Origin of the sequence: Williamsia sp. Leaf354, assembly GCF_001424365.1 — a bacterium.
Taxonomy (GTDB): domain Bacteria; phylum Actinomycetota; class Actinomycetes; order Mycobacteriales; family Mycobacteriaceae; genus Williamsia_A.
This window is the reverse complement of the sequence record NZ_LMPL01000003.1, coordinates 518,095-535,389: the sequence shown is the minus strand read 5'-3', so window position 1 is coordinate 535,389 and position 17,295 is coordinate 518,095. Positions and strand designations below refer to the sequence as shown.

Here is a 17,295-nt window from a genome sequence, read left to right as displayed (position 1 = left end):
CGGCGGTTCCGGTGGCGAAGGCGCAGGTATCGGTTGTCCCATGTGGATCTCCCGTCGCGGGCGTGTGCCGTTCACGCTACGCCGCGTGTGCCCTGATGAGGGCGCGGACGGATCGAGCGATGCCTGTCGCGTCGAGCCCGGAGACCTGCAGGTGCTGCTCGGGGGTTCCGTAGAGCCGACGTTCGGCGCGGCCGTGACCCAGCGACAGGAGTCGGTGCGGCCGGTCGAGGAGGGCGTTCGACACGACGTGCGCCGACGTGCCGGCCAGGTATGGCTCGACCACCACGACATCGGGGTGTTCGCCGGATGTGGTGTGCGCCAGTGCTCTCGACAACCCGTCGGTGTCGAGGGGGCGGACGGTCGCGGTGTAGCAGACGGTCGCCTCGATGCCCTCGGTGTGAGCGATCTCCGTCGCGGCGGCCAGTGCGGCGTCGAGAGTGGGGCCGACGGCGAGGATCACGAGATTCGACGATCCGGGCCGCGCGATGTGCAGGCGTCCGTCGGCGACGTCGAAGGTCGTCGAGTTCTGCTGTGCCGTCACGCGAACGTAGTGTCGGCCCCTTTGCTGGTGGGCCGCACGCATCACCGCCTCGACCTCGGCGGCGGTGCCCGGTACGTGGATCGAGACGCCGGGGATTGCGTCGATCAGGGCGACGTCGGCGTCGGTCTGATGGGTGCGTCCGGTGGTCGACATGTCGACCGATCCGCCCGTCGAGACCAGCAGTCCGTCGACGTCCTGGTGGCCGAATCCCAGTTTGATCTGCTCGTAGGCGCGTTCGACGAGGAACGGCGCGAAGGTGTGCACGATCGGGAACATGCCGGCCAGGGACATCCCGGCACCCACGTTCACCAGGAGCTGCTCGCGGATGCCGACGTTGACGACGCGGTCGGGGTGGCGCTCGGCTGCGCCGCCGAAGAACTGTCCGCCGATCTCGGCGTAGACGAGTGCGGTCTCGGGATCGCGATCGACGAGGTCGACGGCGGTGTCCGCGAAGCGGGTTCGTGGATCGGTCATGACTTCGCCTCCACCCTCGCGACGACCGCCCGCGGACCCGGCTCGGACGGCTGCAGCGCGCCGAGGATCGCGGTCGGATCGTGACCGTCGATCTCGGCGGTCGACCACGATTCCAGCGCGAACCGCGCCGCGAGGCGATGTGGCCGGCGACGGGTCGCCGAGGCGTTGTCGATGACGATGACGGTCAGACCGTCGAGCCCGATGGCGCCGGCGAAGGCGATGGCCTCGTCGTTGGAGCCCTCGTCGAGTTCGGCGTCACCGACGAGGACGAACACACGCGCACGACTCCGGCGCGCACGCAACGCGAGTGCGGTGCCCACGGCCAGCGGCAGACCGTGGCCGAGCGATCCCGAGGAGATCTCGCATCCGGGGATCAGCGCCCGGTCGGGGTGGGCGCCGAGCGGGGAGTCGATTGATGTCCAGTGATCGAGCCACTCGACCGGGAAGTAGCCGTGTGCGGCCAGCGTCGCGTAGAACGCCATGGGCCCATGGCCTTTGGACAGATAGAACCGGTCGCGATCGGGATCGTCGAGACGGTCGGGGGAGATGTCGAGGACGTGGTGGTAGAGCGTCCACACCACGTCGAGGGTGGACAGAGCGGCTGCGTCGTGTTTCTCGTCGCCGGTCATCCGCGCCATCAGCGAGGCCAGATCCCGGCGACCCAGGGGTGTCGAAGTGGTCATGCGACCACGATGCAACCTCGACCTTTGTTCAGGTCAAGCGTCGGTGTCGTTCAGTGCTGGTGCCCGTTGAGTTCGCCCTGCTTGCCGTTGCCGCGGACGAGGCGCTTGGGCAGGCGGCCCGCGAGGTCGGACAGCGGGGTGACCGCGTTGTTCAGCACGTCGACGGCGTCGCGCAGTTCGTGCACCGTCTCCTGGATCGCGACGATGCTGGGGGCGAGTTGGCTGATGACCTCGGTCAGTTCGGTGATGCGGTCGATGGTGCCGCCCGGGGCGATCGCGCGCTCGACGGCGCCGCCCTCGCCGACGAGCTGATCGAGGAGCCCGCCGTCGTCGACGAGTCGGTCGATGATGCCGCCGGTCTCGGTCATCTTGTTGAGCAGCCCGTTCTCGGCGGTCAGCTTGTCGACCACCCCGCCCTCGCCGGTGAGGCGTTCGAGGATGCCCTCGTTCTCGGTGAACTGGTCGATCACGCCCCCCTTACGGGACAGACGATCCAGCGGTCCGCCCTTGGAGGCCAGGCGGATGAGGATCCCGTCCTCCTCGGCCATCTGGTCGAGGAGACCGTCGCGGGCGGTGAGGCGTTCGAGTGAGCCGTCGGCCTCGGTGAGCCGATCGACGACGCCGCCGGGCGACAGCAGGCGGTCGAGAGCGCCGTCCTGCGCCAGCATCTTGCCGATCGGCCGGTCGGGTCCGAGCATCTCCGCGATCTGCCCGATGAGGGCGAGCGGCGTCCGTGCCGAGAAGTTGGTGGTGTCCTCGACGCCGAAGACGTTGTTGACCTCGTGGGCGACGTTCTCGAAGGTCAGGCGTGCGATGGTCACGCTCGACTCGACCGCGGCCAGTGCCACACCGGTCACGGCGAAGCCGACCTTGAACGGCAGCGTGTAACCGACTCTCACATCCATGAATGACAGGTTATGCCATAGCGGTGTGACGGAGAACTCATCAGGGGGTTCCTGTGCCGGGCACGCGGAAGCGCGCGCTCAGGCCTCCGACTTCGCCTTGGCCTTCTGCTCTTTCTTGAAGGCCCGGACCTTGTTCAGCGACTCCTCGTCGACGACGTCGGCGACCGAGCGGAATCCCTTCTTTCCGTAGTCGCCGACCGCGGTCGTCCAGCCCTTGGGCTTGACGTCGAGCTGCTTGGCCAGCAGGGCGGTGAAGATCTTGGCCTTCTGCTCACCGAATCCGGGTAGTGCGTTGATCCGCTTCACCAGATCGGCGCCGCTCGTGGCCTCGGTCCAGATGCGCGTGGTGTCGCCGTCGTATTCGGCGACGATCACGTTCGCCAGGTCCTGTAGACGCTTGGCCATCGACCGCCCGTAGCGGTGGATCGCCGGGGGAGTGGCACACAGGTCGGCGAACGCGTCGGGATCGGCCGTCGCGATCTTCTCCGGGTCGAGCGTGCCGAAACGGTCGAGGACCTTCGCCGGCCCGGCGAACGCCCGTTCCATCGGGAACTGCTGATCGAGCAGCATGCCGGCCAACAGGGCGAAGGGATCGTTCGACAACAGCTCGTCGGCGGCCGGGTCCTGGGCGATCTGCAGTGTGACCATGTCGGGGAGTCTAACTTTTGCCGCCGCACCGGTCTGCCGCGCGACACCTGCGCCGATCCCCGACTCGGCGGGGTGTTCGGGGAGTAGCGTTCCTCCCGGCGCAGGGTGCTCCCTCCGACGGGATCCTCGGCGCCGATTCCACTCTCCACGAGGCAGATCGGGGTGGTCAGGTGAGCGCAACGGCTCCGGACACCAGACAAGACCAGCACGTCGCCAAGGTCATCGGCGTCACCGTCGCCGCAGCGGTCGGCGGCTTTCTCTTCGGATTCGACAGTTCGGTCGTCAACGGCGCCGTCGACTCCATCGGGTCACACTTCGAGCTCGGCGAGTTCTTCAAGGGTTTCGCCGTCGCCGTGGCGCTGCTCGGCTGCGCGCTCGGCGCGTGGTTCGCCGGTCGCCTCGCCGACAAATGGGGCCGCAAACCGGTGATGCTGGTGGGCTCGTTCCTGTTCACCATCTCCTCGATCGGAACCGGATTCGCCTGGAGCGTCCCGGATCTGATCGTCTGGCGCATCCTCGGCGGCCTCGGCATCGGTATCGCCTCGGTGATCGCGCCCGCCTACATCGCCGAGATCGCGCCCGCGAAGTTCCGCGGCGCGCTCGGCTCGATGCAGCAGCTCGCCATCACCATCGGCATCTTCATCGCCCTGCTCTCGGACTCGCTGCTGCAGGACAGTGCCGGTGGCGCGGCCAACGATCTGTGGTTCGGCATCGAGGCGTGGCGCTGGATGTTCTTCGTCGGCGTCATCCCGGCCATCGTCTACGGCGTCCTCGCCCTGATGATCCCGGAGTCACCGCGCTACCTCGTCGGCAACAATCTCGACGAGGAGGCCGCCCGCATCCTGCGCGATGTGACCGGTGAGAAGGATCCGCTCAACCGGGTCAAGGAGATCCGGTTGACGCTCAAGCGCGAATCGAACGTGTCTCTGAAGGACATCCGCGGACCGTCGTTCGGTCTGCACCCCCTGGTGTGGGTGGGCATCTGGATCGCCGTGCTGCAGCAGTTCGTCGGGATCAACGCGATCTTCTACTACTCGACCACCCTGTGGCAGTCGGTCGGCTTCTCCGAGAGCGAGTCGTTCAAGACGTCGGTGATCACCGGTGTCATCAACGTCGTGATGACCTTCGGCGCGATCCTGTTCGTCGACCGCATCGGGCGCCGACGTCTGCTGAAGATCGGCTCGGTCGGCATGTTCATCGGGCTGGTGCTCGCGGCGATCGCGTTCACCCAGCAGCAGGGCTCGGGTGACTCGGTCACCCTGCCCGACACCTACGGCACCCTCGCCCTGATCGGTGCCAACCTCTTCGTGGTCGCCTTCGCCGCGACGTGGGGCCCGGTCATGTGGGTGATGCTCGGCGAGATGTTCCCCAACCGCATTCGCGGTGTCGCGCTCGGCGTCTGCACCGCCATGAACTGGATCGCCAACTTCGCGATCTCGCTGCTGTTCCCGCAGCTGAGCGAGACCCTGGGCCTGGCGTACGTCTACGGGTTCTTCGCCCTGTGTGCGGCGATCTCGTACTTCTACGTGCAGTTCAAGGTGCCCGAGACCAACGGCATGGAGCTCGAGGACATGGGCGACCTGCGCAGCGGGAAGACGATCCCGACCGAGGTCTCCTGACCCGCATCCGGACATCACACGACAACGGCCGGCCGAGGGGATTCCCTCGACCGGCCGTCGTCGTCGGATCGGTGTGCGTCAGGCGTTCGTGATGCCCACCATCGGCAGGAAGAAGCAGCTGCGGCCGCCGCTGTTCACCGTTCCGAACACCGCCGAGAGGACGGTGCCCTTGCCGGTGGCGACCGGGGCGAGCCGGGTGCCGGCGGGCGCGATGGTGGTGAGCACGGTCTTCACCGTGGCGACGGCGACGTCGCGGATCGGTCCGGCCGGGACACCCGCGAGGTAGCGGTCGATGATCGTCTGCGACGCGTCACCCATCTGGGCGAAACCGCCCTTGCCGGAGTTGATGTTGAACCAGGCGACCTGCATGCCCGCGGTGTTCGCGTCGGGGGTGATGCCGGCGGGCACGAAGCCGTAGAGCGTCTCGCCACTCTTCACGATGTTCGGATCGATCCCGTTGATCATCGGCAGCGCCGGGAGCCCCGGAGCCGAGTACGGCCCGGCGACCGCGCCGCCCACGGCGGGTGCCAGACCGAACGGGTTGGTCGACGTCGGCGCGACGCAGTTGAACGCCACCGACGGGTTGAGGAACGGCTGGATGCCGAGTTTGCGCAGGGTGTCGTTGGCCTGGGCGAGAAGGGCGCCGATGTCCTGACCCGATGCGGTCGGGGTCTGCTGCTGGGTCGCGGTGGAGTTGCCGGTCAACGCCGACAGCGCGGCCGCGGCGACCGAGTCGATGGGCGCGCTCTGGCCGGCCGGGACGGTGGTGGTGGGGGCGGCGCCCGCCGGGGCGGCCGCGACGGCGATGGCCGCGGCACTGATCGTGGCGGCGACACCGGTGCGCAGAGATGCGCGGCGCGCGCGGGTGGTGATCGGCATGGGATCGGGCTCCTCGAAGCTCATGGCCGGTCCCGGCGAGGTCGTCGGTCGACGCGCCGAGCTCTGTGACAGAAGTGGCCAGGGGGGTACGAGTGAACATTCGCACGGGCGTCCGCGAGCCGCAATGCACGTGATCGAGATGAGACGCGACCGGGACCGAATCGCGTTTGGTGATGGTGCGCAGACGAATTCACCCGCCGACGGCGTGTGCCGTGGCGGGTGAATGCGAGCTCGTCGAGCGCCGGGTCAGATGTAGGACAGGCCCACGGTCGGCACGATGGTGCAGCTGTTCACGCGGTTGTTGTTCTTCGTCGTCACCGCGCCGTAGATGGCGGAGAGGACGCGACCCCGACCGGTGTTCGCGATGGCCGTGAAGGTGCCGGGACCGTTGACGGCGTTGATCTTCGCGTTGCGCTTGAGGTTGATCTGCCCGGTCCTGCCGGTGTCGATGTTGATCCAGATCGCGATCAGCGGGTTGCGTGCGTTGTCGACGGCGGGGCCGGTGCCCAGGCTGGTGTAGACGTAGCCGGCCTGGCCGCGCGCGGGCCCCGGAGCCGGGGCGGCCTGCGGGCCTGCGGTCACCAGTGCGGTGCCGACCGAGTTCCCGGCGGGGGTGCAACCGAAACCGATGGTGGGGTAGAGGAACTGCTGGATCTTCGGGGCGTTCGGGCCCGTCGGGATGATGGGGTCGTTGTTCGCGGCCTTGTTGTTCGCGGCGGCGACCTTGGCGACCTGCGACGGCTTGGTGGTGTTGTTCAGGAATCCGACGACCTGGTCCCAGATGGCCCCGACCTGCGGGGGCACGCCCTTGGCGGTCGCGAGCGCGGTGGCCTGCGAGATCAGGGCCGGGTTGGCCTTGCCGTCGGGACCGGGGGTGGCGACCGATCCGATGATCGCGGGGAAGAAGGCGCCCACCGAGTCGAGGGTCTGCTGGTCGACCTTCGGCGCGGCGACGGCCGGAGGCGCGGCGACCGGCGCGGCAGTGGCGATCGCCGGTGCGGCCAGGGCGGTCATCACGGCGAATGCCGTGGTGGAGACGGCCCGGCGGGTCAACGACCCGGGACGCGCGCCTGCGTTTCGCACTAGAACACCCTTCACAGCGTGGTACTTCCCGTCTGTGGCGACACAACCGTGGTCGCCGTCGAATCTTGTCGTCCCCGTCGGCGACCTCGAGGGGCGCCGCGGGTGAGTCTAGGCGGTCACCGCGTGTCGACAACCGTCCAGGGACCATAGCGTGATACCGGAGTGACTCATGTGACTGGTGATGCGATTGTTACGCGCCGCACACACGATCGACACCGGCAGTTCAGACACTCGGCTCCGGCGCGAGGGAGTCGTATTCCCGCGCCGATTCCAGGTCGAGAACGGTCAATCCGCCCGCGGAGTGCGTGCTCAGGGCCAGGGTCACCGTGCGCCAGCGGATGTCGATGTCGGGATGGTGGTCGCGGCGCTCGGCCACCTCGGCCACCCGCCGCACGAAATCGATCGCCGCGGGGAACGACGGTGCCTCGACCGACCGTCGGATCACGCCGTCGCCCCACTCCCACAGGGGCAGGGTCGGGCGCGCCGCGTCGATCTCGTCGGGATCGAGCGGTCGAGGTCCGGTTGCGGAGTCGTCGGATGCCATGGACCCATGGTGCACCCCGCCCCGCCTGCAGCGGGCTGGTTAGATCGCGGGAGAACAACTCCGCGCTCGGACGCCGTGTCCGGAGCGCTGGCGGGTGGAGGAGGTCGGTCGGGGTGCAGCGGTGGGGTCGCAGGGCGATGATCGTGGTACTGGGTGCGGCGCTGACCGCGTCGATGGCGACCGCGTGCGGTGACTCCGACTCGACGGCGTCGGTCACACTGCTCACGCACGACTCCTTCTCGTTGCCGGACTCGGTGATCGCCGACTTCCGCAAGCAGACGGGGCTCGAGCTGAAGGTGTCGCAGTCGGGCGACGCGGGACAGCTGACCTCGGAGGTGTCGCTGACCCCCGGGCGCCCCAAGGCCGACGCCGTCTACGGCATCGACAACACCTTCGCCTCGCGCGCCGTCGACGCCGACGCCCTGGAGCCCTACCGGTCACCGGCGCTGGTCGGCGGTGCCGCGCAGTACGCACTGACCGGCGGCAAGGACGAACTGACACCGGTCGATCGCGGCGACGTCTGCGTCAACGTCGACACCGCGTGGTTCTCCCAGCGCAACATCCCCGCCCCCACCTCGATCGACCAGCTCACCGACGCCCGGTACCGCGGCGACACCGTGGTGATGGATCCCGCGACCTCCTCGCCGGGCATGGGATTCCTCCTCGCCACGATCGCCGCCAACCCGTCGAACTGGCAGGACTACTGGCGTGCCATGCGTGCCAACGACGTCACCGTCGTGTCGGGGTGGGAGATCGGGTACAACCAGCAGTTCTCCGGCGGCGAGGGCAAGGGCCCCAAGCCGATCGTCGTGTCGTACGCATCGTCGCCCGCGGCGAACCCCGCGACGAAGGCTCTCCTCGACGGCTGCTTCCGCCAGGTCGAGTACGTGGGCGTGCTGAAGGGCGCGGCCAACACCGACGGGGCGAAGAAACTGGTCGATTTCATGCTGAGCCCGCAGGTACAGCAGGCGCTGCCGGACTCGATGTACGTCTACCCCGTCCGCGACGGCGTCACGCTGCCCGAGACGTGGCAGAAGTACGCACCGTTGCCCACCTCGACGGTGGACCTGTCGGCGGCCTCGATCGCACGAAACCGCGAGGACTGGCAGAAGCAGTGGCGCACGATCCTGGGGCGCTGACGTCACGGCCACCGCGAACGCGGTGACCGGCGCGGGACGGCTGCGACCGGTCCGGCGCCGCCGCGGCGGGACGCGTGACACCGGCCACCGCCGGGTCGTCGCGATCCTGACCGTCATCCCCCTGGCCTTCATCGGCGTCTTCTTCGTGTGGCCGGTCGGCGCGTTGGTCGTCCGCGCGGTCGGCGTGTCCGACGGCGAGGGACTGCTCGACCTGGCCCGGCGCACCGACGCCTGGGGTCTGCTCGGGTTCACCCTCGCCCAGGCTGCGGGCTCGACGCTGCTGACCCTCGTGGTCGCGGCACCGATCATCTGGTTGGTCGCCACCTGCAGCTCCCGCACCTCGACCGTGCTGATGGTCGGGGTGACCATCCCGTTCGTACTGCCGACGGTGGTGGTGGGCATGGCCTTTCGCGCCATCGTCTCCCCGGGTGGGCCGCTGTCGGGTCTCGGCCTCGACGGCAGCGTCGCCTCGATCCTCGCCGCCCACGCCTTCCTCAACATCGCTGTGGTGGTGCGCGTGGTCGGGTCGGCGTGGCGCACCCTGGACCCTCGCGCCGAGCTCGCCGCCCGCACCCTCGGCGCCACCCCGTGGCGCGCCTTCACCACCGTGGTGCTGCCGCGTCTGATCGTCCCGATCCTGTCCGCGTCGGCGCTGGTGTTCCTCTTCTGCTCCACCAGTTTCGGTGTGGTCCTCATCCTCGGCAACGGCCGCTGGCAGACCATCGAGACCGCCGTCTACACCCAGGCGATCGGTTACTTCGACCTCCCCGCGGCGGTGACCCTGTCGCTGCTGCAGATCGTCGTGGTGATCGTCGTCGTCGCGATCTCCGGGTTGCTGACACCGCGGACCGTCGCGGTCGTCGCGCGTGAGGCCGCGGCGCGTGTCCGCGGCCGCGGGTCGCGGGTGATGGCCGCTCTCGTCGCGGTGTGGGCGGTGGTCGTCCTGGCCGGACCGCTGTCGGTGGTGGTGATCCGATCGCTGCGTCCCACCGCGGGAGGGGAGTGGACGCTGTCGGGCTATCGGTCGCTGAGTCGCGCGGTCAACGGTCAGACACCCCTGCAGACACTGCAGTACAGCGTCGTCAGTGCTCTCTGGGCGATGGTGCTGTCGGTGGCGATCGGCCTGCTCGCGGCGATCGCACTGCAACGCGCCCGCGGGACGGCAGCCACGGTGGGGTCGGCGCTCGCCCTGGTCCCGCTCGGTGTGAGCGCGGTGACCGTCGGTTTCGGCTATCTCATCGTGCTCGCCTCGCTGCCCGCCGATGTCGCATCGTGGCCGGGGCTCATCCCCGCCGTGCAGGCACTCATCGCGGTGCCGGTGGTGATCCGTGTGATCGCCCCCGCGCTCGCGGCGATCCCGCCACGCCTGCGCCACGCGGCGGCCACCCTGGGTGCCGGACCGTGGCGGGTGTGGCGCACGGTCGACCTACCGCTCATCTGGCGTCCGCTGGCGGCGTCGGGGGCGTTCGCCTTCATCATCGCCGTCGGCGAGTTCGGGGCGACGGGGTTCCTCGCCCGGCCGGGCACCACCACGCTGCCGGTGCTGATCGGCTCGGCGCTCAACCGGCCCGGCGCCGACAACCTCGCCACCGCGATGGCGTGCTCGGTGCTCATGATCGCGGCCACCGCGATCGCCGTGGTCGTGATGGAGTCGTTCCGCACCGTCTCGGGCGGTGACCTGTGACGCTCGAGGTGCGTTCGCTGCGCGTGACCTACGACGGCGAGGTGGTCATCGACGACATCGACCTCGACATCGGCACCGTCGACGCGCCGGTGACGGCTCTGCTGGGCCCGTCGGGGTGCGGGAAATCGACGCTCATCCGGGCCATCGCGGGAATCGAACCGATCGCCGGCGGCAGTGTGCGTTTCGACGGCGTCGATCTCGCGGAGATACCGACCCACCGGCGTGACTTCGGTGTCGTCTTCCAGGACGGTCAGTTGCTGCCGGGACGCACGGTCGGACAGAACATCGCGTACGGGCTGCGCGCGCGCCGGTGGTCCCGCGCGGCGACGGCCGAGCGGGTCGCCGAACTGCTCGACCTCGTCGGGCTCGACGGTCTCGCTGACCGCGCGGTGACCGAGTTGTCCGGCGGGCAGGCCCAACGTGTCGCGCTGGCCCGCGCACTGGCGCCGCGACCACGGCTGCTGCTGCTCGACGAACCGCTCTCCTCGCTCGACCGCCGACTGCGTGAACGGCTCGCCGTCGAGATCGCGGAGATCCTGCGCGCCGCCGGGACCCCGGCGATCCTCGTGACACACGACCACCAGGAGGCCGCCGTCATCGCCGACCGGATCGCGGTCATGTCGGAGGGTCGCATCGTGCAATCCGGTGCGCCCGAGACGATCTGGCGCCGGCCGGTCGACGAGTGGGTGGCCCGGTTCGTCGGGTGCACCACGGTGATCGGTGGGCACCTCGTGCACGACGCCGACTCCGGTTCGGCGACGGTGCAGACCGTGCTGGGGACCGTCGCCCTCGCCGAGCGACTGCTCGACGCCGGATCCGACACTGCGGGCGGGGAGGTCGTCGTGGGTCTGCGACCTCGATCGGTGGTGGTGTGCGGCGAGGAGCGCGGAGTACATGCGATCGTGCGCAGTGTCGCGGCGTTGCCCGAGGAGCATCTCCTGTCGGTCGCCCTCGACGACGGGTCGATCGTGTCGGCGGTGTCCACACTCGCGGTGACGGTGGGCGAGACCGTCGGAGTCGCCATCGATCCCGACCGTGTCGCGGTGATCGGATGACCCGCACGGTCGTGGCCGGCGCGGTGATCGACGGACCGCGGTTGCTCGTCGCGCAGCGCTCGCGACCGCCGGAGCTCGCGGGGTTGTGGGAGCTGCCCGGCGGCAAGGTGGAGCCGGGGGAGTCGCCGCAGGAGGCACTGGCCCGCGAACTGGTCGAGGAACTCGGCATCGAGGTGACCGTCCACGAGACGATGGGCGGTCGCGTCGAGGTGGCGCCGGGTGTCGACCTGATCGCGATGCGCTGTGTGCTCCGCGACGGGACACCCACGGCGACCGAACATCTCGCCGTCCGGTGGGTCGACGCCGACGGACTACGTGCCCTCGCCGACACCGGGGCGGTGGTCCCCGCCGACACCGCGTGGCTGCCCGACCTCCTCGCGCTCCTCGACGCGCCCGACGCCCAGTAAGGATCACCGACCATGTCCCTGCCCCCGACACGTGGATTCGAGCCCGGCGACGACACCGATCCGTTCGCGAAACCCCCGAGCCGGTCGCCGAACACCGGTGCCTGGATCATCCTGGGAGCGGCGGTGATCCTGCTCGTCATCGTGATCGCCGTCGTGGTGGGGACGGGCGGATCCGACGACCCGGTCGCCGCACCGCCGGTGACGGTCACCGTCGCGCCGAGCACCACCTCGACCGCACCGTCGTCGACCCCCACATCGTCGACCACCGACGTCCCACGGTCGACGACCGCGGCATCCGGCGAGGGGATCATGCCGCAGGTGGTGTGCATGAATCTGCAGGCGGCCCAGGATCTCATCCAGCGCAGCGGTGTCTTCTACTCCCGGAGCCGCGACGCGACCGGGGCCGGGCGCGCGCAGATCTTCGACCGCAACTGGATCGTCGTCGCGCAGTCACCGGCGGCCGGTGCACGCATCGGCGAGGGCGACGCGGTCCTGTCGGTGGTCAAGACCGACGAGCCCAACCCCTGCTAGGAACGGTTGTCGCCGAACGGGCGGCGTCGGTTCAGCCGACGGGGATCTGCGACAGGTCGGTGCGCATCATCAGGACGTTGTAGTCGAGCCACCGCGAGGCGGTGAAGTACAGGTACTGGTCGTTGCCGCCGTTCGAGGGATAGATGTACGGCGCGTACACCCCGCCGAGCTGTTGGCTGGTGAGCAGGGTGGTCGGTGCGCTGAACGGTCCCTGCGGTGCCGTCGCGGTACGCATCACGAGGTTGCCGGTGGTCTCGTTGCCGTACAGCATCACGTAGCGCTTGAGGCGGTTGTTCCACGCCACCGACAGCTCGCTGACCGGTTCGGTGACAACGGCTTTCGACTTCGTGGTGTCGGGCGACCACGTCTTGGTGGGGTCGCTGTCGCCGGTGTAGTACTGGTACTTGCTCAGATCGAGGATGTTCCCGGGCAGGAATCGACAGAGGAACGCGGCACCGAAGCGGCCGTTGGGTGTCCCGTACTGGTAGATGTACGGGTCGTCGTGCCCGCGGAGGTACGCGTTCTGTTGGTACTTGCCGTTGCTGTCGTCGACCTGCTCGACCCCCGGAACGGTGACCGGGAGATTCAGGCGCACCGTCTGCGGTTGTGTCGCCCATGTCTGCCCGTTGTCGCTCGAGACCGCGATGGCCGACGAGTTGGTGACCCACCGCCCCGGCCCGCCCCACTGCCGCACCGACATGTAGTTCATGTACTGCTTGCCGTCGATCGCGATCGCCGCGGTCGGGATGGTGGTCACCTCGACCCCCGCGATCTCGAGCGCGGGGATCGACTCGGTCGCGAAAGTGGGTGCGCCCGAACCCACCACGGCGCCCGAGCGGACGTCGCCGGGGACGCCGTTGCCGATGGTCACGCCGTCGGCCGGGTTGGTGTCGGTGGTGCGCAGGATCAGGTTGTGGCGCCACTGCTGGCCGGCGGCGTTGCAGTTGCCGAACGTGTCACCGAAGGCCATGAGGGTCTGACCCGTGCCGTTGTCCCAGGAGATCCCGAGGTCGGTGCCGGAGATACCGAAGCGCGCCTCGGTGTTGTTGGGGGACTTCGCCCCGGTCACCCACGCGACCGGTGTGGTGTTGCCGCCGCTCACCGTCGGCAGCGGTCCCTGCGAGCTGCTCTTGCCCAACAGAGGGCCGCCGCTGCTGCCGAAACTGCCGAACGCGTTGCCGATGGCGTTGCCCAGCGGGCTCGATCCGAGCAGTCCGGCGTTGCCGCACGGCGCCGCCGACGCGGTGCCGGCCAACCCGACCCCGGCCAGCGTCGCCGCAGCAGTGCAGACGGTGGTCAACAGGACAGCACTGCGGCGCAGGACGGGCATGACGCTCCTCGAGAGGCGGGGTCCCCAGGCCACAAGCCGACACCGATCGTGGTGCGTGTGTGACTGATGAGGCGGATGGGGTTTACCCGCCGACTATCCCCGACATCCGTACGGCAGCGGGAACCCAGGATCGGTTTGCGGCCGAACGGTCATCGGATCGTTACGGCCGCGGGGGGATCGGTCAGGGCACCCGGATGAGCGAGAGATCGGTCCGCATCATCATCACGTTGTAGTCCTGCCACCGTGACGCCGTGAAGTAGAGGTACGGGCTGTCCGGCGAGGTCCCGGCGTAGATGTACGGGGCGTACACGCCGCTGAGCTGCTGCGAGGTGAGCAGCGTGGTCGGGCCGCTCCACGGGCCCTGCGGTGTCCGCGAGGTGCGCAGGGTGATCGATCCGCGGTTCTCGTCGCCGGTGAGCATGATGAAGCGCCCGATCCGGGCGTTCCACGCCACCGACAGCTCGCCGACCGGCTCGCGCACCACCGAGTTCGACTTCGTCTTGTCCGGTGACCACGGGGTCGTGCGATCGCCGGTGAAGTACTCGTACTTGCCGAGGTCGAGGATGTCCGCGGGACGGAAGCGCGCCAGGAAGGCGGCGCCGAAACGGCCGTTGGGTGTGCCGTACTGGTAGATGAAGCCGTCGCGCCCGTCGACGTAGGCGCTCTGCTGGAACTTCCCGTTGCTGTCGTCGACGACACGGGCCCCCGGCGACGGCGCGGGGAGATTGGGGCGCACCGTGTTCGGCGCCGTGGTCCACGTCTGCCCGTTGTCGCGCGACACCGCGATCGCCGAGTAGTTGGTCACCCATCGTCCGGCCGCGCCCCACGATCGCACCGACATGTAGTTCATGAACTGGATGCCGTTGATGGCGATGGCCGCGGTGGGGATGGAGGTGATGGCGACGCCGGGCACGCCCGGCGAGCCGACGGCCTCCGACGCCCTACGTGGCGCGGCCGCCGACACCGATGCGCCCGAGCGGATGTCACCGGGGATGCCGGGGCCGATGACGAGCCCGTTGTCGGGATCGGTGTCGGTGGTCCGCATGATCGTGTTGTGGCGCCACTGCTGACCCGGGGCGTTGCAGTCGCCGTAGGTGTCACCGAAGGCCATGAGGGTCTGGCCGGAACCGTTGTTCCACGAGATGCCGAGATCGGTCCCGGAGATCCCGAAGCGGGTGTCGGTGCGATTGTTCGACAGAGCGCCGGTGACCCAGCCGATCGTGCGACTGGTGCCGGTGCTGATGCGCGGCAACGGTTTCTGGTCGCTACGGCTGCCCAGGAGCCCGCCGAAACTGCTCCCGAACGCCAGGCTGGATCCGAAGATGCCCTTGTTGCCGCACGGGGCAGCCGAGGCCGGCGAGGCCACGCCGATCGCCGCCGCGAGCGATGCGGTCAGGCAGGCGGTGGTGATGACAGCCAGAAACGAACGTGATCGCACGATGAGACCCTCCCCGTAAACGTCGGGGCGATGTTACCCAAGCGAACGGGATTCTCGGCGGACTTCTGCGGTCGGGTCAGGCAGCGCGCGCCTTCTTCAGGGCTTTCGAGAACTGCTTGTTCGTGAACTCGTCGGCGTCGATCTTGCGCAGACGGTGCAGCACGACGGGGCAGCTGGTGCACCGCATCGACTTGCGGCAGCACTTCTTCTTGGACTTCGCCGTGTGCAGCGTCGTCGGCGTGATCTTCTTCGACACGAGCGTCAGGTTAGCAGAGGCTTACCTTTGCGATGTGGGCGTGAGCGTCATCTCACCCGCGGTACCGATACCCTGGTACGCGGTCGCGCACCAGTCCGGCCTTCTTTGCCATGTCGTGACCCTCGAGTCCACCACCCGAAAGAAATCTCAGTGACTGCTGTTCCGAATTTCCGCAACGTCGCGATCGTGGCCCACGTCGACCACGGCAAGACCACCCTGGTCGACGCGATGCTTCGCCAATCCGGCGTGTTCACCGAGCGTGAGGAAGTGGTCGACCGGGTGATGGACTCCGGTGACCTCGAGCGCGAGAAGGGCATCACCATCCTCGCGAAGAACACCGCGGTGCACCGGGTCCAGCCCGACGGCACCGAGGTGATCATCAACGTCATCGACACCCCCGGCCACGCCGACTTCGGTGGTGAGGTCGAGCGCGGACTGTCCATGGTCGACGGTGTCGTGCTGCTCGTCGACGCCTCCGAGGGCCCCCTGCCGCAGACCCGGTTCGTGCTGCGCAAGGCGCTCGCCGCGTCGCTGCCCGTCATCCTGCTGGTCAACAAGACCGACCGCCCCGACGCCCGCATCGCCGAGGTCGTCGAGGAGAGCCACGACCTGCTGCTCGACCTCGCCTCCGACGTCGACGACGAAGCGGCCGAGGCCGCCGAACTCGCGCTCGACCTGCCGGTGCTCTACGCGTCGGGCCGCGCGGGCATCGCCAGCACCGTCGCACCCGAGAACGGCAACGTGCCCGAGGGCGAGAACCTCGACCCGTTCTTCGACGTGCTGATGAGCTACGTCCCCGCCCCCAAGGGCGACGTGAACGCCCCGCTGCAGGCCCATGTCACCAACCTCGACGCCTCGGCCTTCCTCGGTCGCCTCGCGCTCGTGCGCATCCACAACGGCACCCTCACCAAGGGGCAGACCGTGTCGTGGATGCGTGAGGTCGACGGCGCGCCGGTCATCGAGCGGTCCAAGATCACCGAACTCCTCGCCACCGTCGGCGTCGAGCGCACCCCGGCCGAGAAGGCCGTCGCCGGCGACATCGTCGCCGTCGCGGGCATGCCCGAGATCATGATCGGTGACACCCTCGCCGACCTCGAGAACCCGGTCGCCCTGCCGCGCATCACCGTCGACGAGCCCGCCATCTCGGTCACCATCGGCACCAACACCTCGCCGCTCGTCGGCCGGGTCAAGGGCCACAAGCTGACCTCGCGCATGGTCAAGTCGCGCCTCGACCAGGAGCTGGTCGGCAACGTGTCGCTGCGTGTCCTCGACATCGGTCGCCCCGACGCCTGGGAGGTCCAGGGCCGAGGCGAGCTCGCGCTGGCGATCCTCGTGGAGCAGATGCGTCGCGAGGGCTTCGAGCTGACCGTCGGCAAGCCGCAGGTGGTCACCCGCCAGGTCGACGGCAAGCTGCACGAGCCGTTCGAGCACCTCACCGTCGACGTGCCCGAGGAGTACCTCGGCGCGGTCACGCAGCTCCTCGCGGCACGCAAGGGACGCATGGGGGAGATGACCAACCACGGCAGCGGCTGGGTCCGCATGGAGTTCGTGGTGCCCTCGCGCGGCCTCATCGGCTTCCGCACCGACTTCCTCACCGAGACCCGCGGCACCGGCATCGCCAACGCCGTCTTCGACGGCTACGCGCCGTGGGCCGGGGAGATCCGTGCACGCCACACCGGGTCGCTCGTCTCCGACCGCTCCGGTTCGGTGACCCCGTTCGCGATGATCCAGCTCGCCGACCGCGGGACGTTCTTCGTCGAGCCCGGCGCCGACGCCTACGAGGGCATGGTGGTGGGCATCAACCCGCGCCAGGAAGACCTCGACATCAACGTCACCCGCGAGAAGAAGCTGACCAACATGCGTCAGTCCTCGGCCGACGTGATGGAGACGCTCGCCAAGCCCATGCAGCTCGATCTCGAGGCGGCCATGGAGTTCTGTGCCGGTGACGAGTGCGTGGAGGTGACGCCGGAGGTCGTGCGCGTCCGCAAGGTGGAACTCGACGCGACCGCCCGCGGCCGTGAGCGTTCGCGCGCCAAGGCACGCAACCAGAGCGTCAGCTGATCTCGAGGCCGGTGGCGG

At 69.0% G+C, this 17,295-nt stretch carries 17 protein-coding genes; 7 read left to right on the top strand and 10 right to left on the bottom strand.

Annotated features, from left to right (window positions below):
* Positions 1-76: 76 nt before the first annotated feature.
* From ASG12_RS14035 to ASG12_RS14020, 4 genes are all read right to left on the bottom strand, one after another.
* On the bottom strand, positions 77-1,015 hold the full coding sequence (locus ASG12_RS14035) for a transketolase family protein (RefSeq protein WP_055790523.1): 939 nt from the start codon (positions 1,013-1,015) through the stop codon (positions 77-79).
* The gene (locus tag ASG12_RS14030) at positions 1,012-1,698 is read right to left on the bottom strand and encodes a hypothetical protein (protein WP_055790520.1); all 687 of its coding nucleotides are present in this window, start codon (positions 1,696-1,698) and stop codon (positions 1,012-1,014) included. Before ASG12_RS14030 ends, ASG12_RS14035 begins: the two co-directional genes overlap by 4 nt.
* A gap of 50 nt (positions 1,699-1,748) precedes the next feature.
* Complete coding sequence (locus ASG12_RS14025; RefSeq protein ID WP_055790518.1) at positions 1,749-2,603, bottom strand: hypothetical protein; 855 nt, start codon at positions 2,601-2,603, stop codon at positions 1,749-1,751.
* Between the two features lie 78 nt (positions 2,604-2,681).
* A complete protein-coding gene (locus ASG12_RS14020; protein ID WP_055790516.1) occupies positions 2,682-3,251 on the bottom strand; it encodes an HhH-GPD-type base excision DNA repair protein in 570 nt (189 codons plus the stop codon).
* 170 nt (positions 3,252-3,421) lie between these two features.
* Here ASG12_RS14020 and ASG12_RS14015 point away from each other — a divergent pair, with 170 nt between their 5' ends.
* Positions 3,422-4,870 (top strand): sugar porter family MFS transporter, encoded by a 1,449-nt coding sequence (locus tag ASG12_RS14015; RefSeq protein ID WP_055790512.1) that lies wholly within the window; start codon positions 3,422-3,424, stop codon positions 4,868-4,870.
* Between the two features lie 78 nt (positions 4,871-4,948).
* Here the strand turns inward: ASG12_RS14015 and ASG12_RS14010 are convergent, their stop codons facing one another.
* The 3 genes from ASG12_RS14010 to ASG12_RS14000 all read right to left on the bottom strand — a co-directional run bounded on the left by ASG12_RS14010 (position 4,949) and on the right by ASG12_RS14000 (position 7,376).
* On the bottom strand, positions 4,949-5,773 hold the full coding sequence (locus ASG12_RS14010; RefSeq protein WP_055790510.1) for a hypothetical protein: 825 nt from the start codon (positions 5,771-5,773) through the stop codon (positions 4,949-4,951).
* Between the two features lie 222 nt (positions 5,774-5,995).
* Positions 5,996-6,763: an Rv1157c family protein gene (locus tag ASG12_RS14005; RefSeq protein WP_055791015.1), complete on the bottom strand. Its 768-nt coding sequence runs from the start codon at positions 6,761-6,763 to the stop codon at positions 5,996-5,998.
* Positions 6,764-7,055: 292 nt separating this feature from the next.
* Positions 7,056-7,376, bottom strand: a complete 321-nt coding sequence (locus tag ASG12_RS14000; RefSeq protein ID WP_055790507.1) for a 4a-hydroxytetrahydrobiopterin dehydratase — start codon at positions 7,374-7,376, stop codon at positions 7,056-7,058.
* A gap of 137 nt (positions 7,377-7,513) precedes the next feature.
* Between ASG12_RS14000 and ASG12_RS13995 the strand changes: the two genes are divergently transcribed.
* Genes ASG12_RS13995 through ASG12_RS22105 form a run of 5 tightly spaced genes read left to right on the top strand, consistent with a single transcriptional unit; the run spans position 7,514 to position 12,192 of the window.
* Positions 7,514-8,515 (top strand): thiamine ABC transporter substrate-binding protein, encoded by a 1,002-nt coding sequence (locus ASG12_RS13995; RefSeq protein WP_055790504.1) that lies wholly within the window; start codon positions 7,514-7,516, stop codon positions 8,513-8,515.
* Positions 8,516-8,537: 22 nt separating this feature from the next.
* Positions 8,538-10,199, top strand: a complete 1,662-nt coding sequence (locus ASG12_RS13990) for an ABC transporter permease (protein ID WP_082501983.1) — start codon at positions 8,538-8,540, stop codon at positions 10,197-10,199.
* The gene (locus tag ASG12_RS13985) at positions 10,196-11,254 is read left to right on the top strand and encodes an ABC transporter ATP-binding protein (protein WP_055790502.1); all 1,059 of its coding nucleotides are present in this window, start codon (positions 10,196-10,198) and stop codon (positions 11,252-11,254) included. Before ASG12_RS13990 ends, ASG12_RS13985 begins: the two co-directional genes overlap by 4 nt.
* Positions 11,251-11,661 (top strand): (deoxy)nucleoside triphosphate pyrophosphohydrolase, encoded by a 411-nt coding sequence (locus tag ASG12_RS13980; RefSeq protein WP_055790500.1) that lies wholly within the window; start codon positions 11,251-11,253, stop codon positions 11,659-11,661. Before ASG12_RS13985 ends, ASG12_RS13980 begins: the two co-directional genes overlap by 4 nt.
* A 12-nt stretch (positions 11,662-11,673) precedes the next feature.
* Positions 11,674-12,192 (top strand): PASTA domain-containing protein, encoded by a 519-nt coding sequence (locus tag ASG12_RS22105; RefSeq protein ID WP_235456856.1) that lies wholly within the window; start codon positions 11,674-11,676, stop codon positions 12,190-12,192.
* Positions 12,193-12,223: 31 nt separating this feature from the next.
* Here the strand turns inward: ASG12_RS22105 and ASG12_RS13970 are convergent, their stop codons facing one another.
* From ASG12_RS13970 to ASG12_RS13960, 3 genes are all read right to left on the bottom strand, one after another.
* The gene (locus tag ASG12_RS13970; protein WP_055790497.1) at positions 12,224-13,522 is read right to left on the bottom strand and encodes a DUF4185 domain-containing protein; all 1,299 of its coding nucleotides are present in this window, start codon (positions 13,520-13,522) and stop codon (positions 12,224-12,226) included.
* Between the two features lie 181 nt (positions 13,523-13,703).
* On the bottom strand, positions 13,704-14,960 hold the full coding sequence (locus ASG12_RS13965; protein WP_235456854.1) for a DUF4185 domain-containing protein: 1,257 nt from the start codon (positions 14,958-14,960) through the stop codon (positions 13,704-13,706).
* Positions 14,961-15,036: 76 nt separating this feature from the next.
* Positions 15,037-15,216, bottom strand: coding sequence for a hypothetical protein (locus ASG12_RS13960; protein ID WP_055790494.1), 180 nt, complete (start codon positions 15,214-15,216; stop codon positions 15,037-15,039).
* A gap of 150 nt (positions 15,217-15,366) precedes the next feature.
* On the opposite strand from ASG12_RS13960, the gene typA reads away from it, so the two are divergent.
* Positions 15,367-17,277: a translational GTPase TypA gene (typA, locus tag ASG12_RS13955; protein ID WP_045823470.1), complete on the top strand. Its 1,911-nt coding sequence runs from the start codon at positions 15,367-15,369 to the stop codon at positions 17,275-17,277.
* Positions 17,278-17,295: the final 18 nt, after the last annotated feature.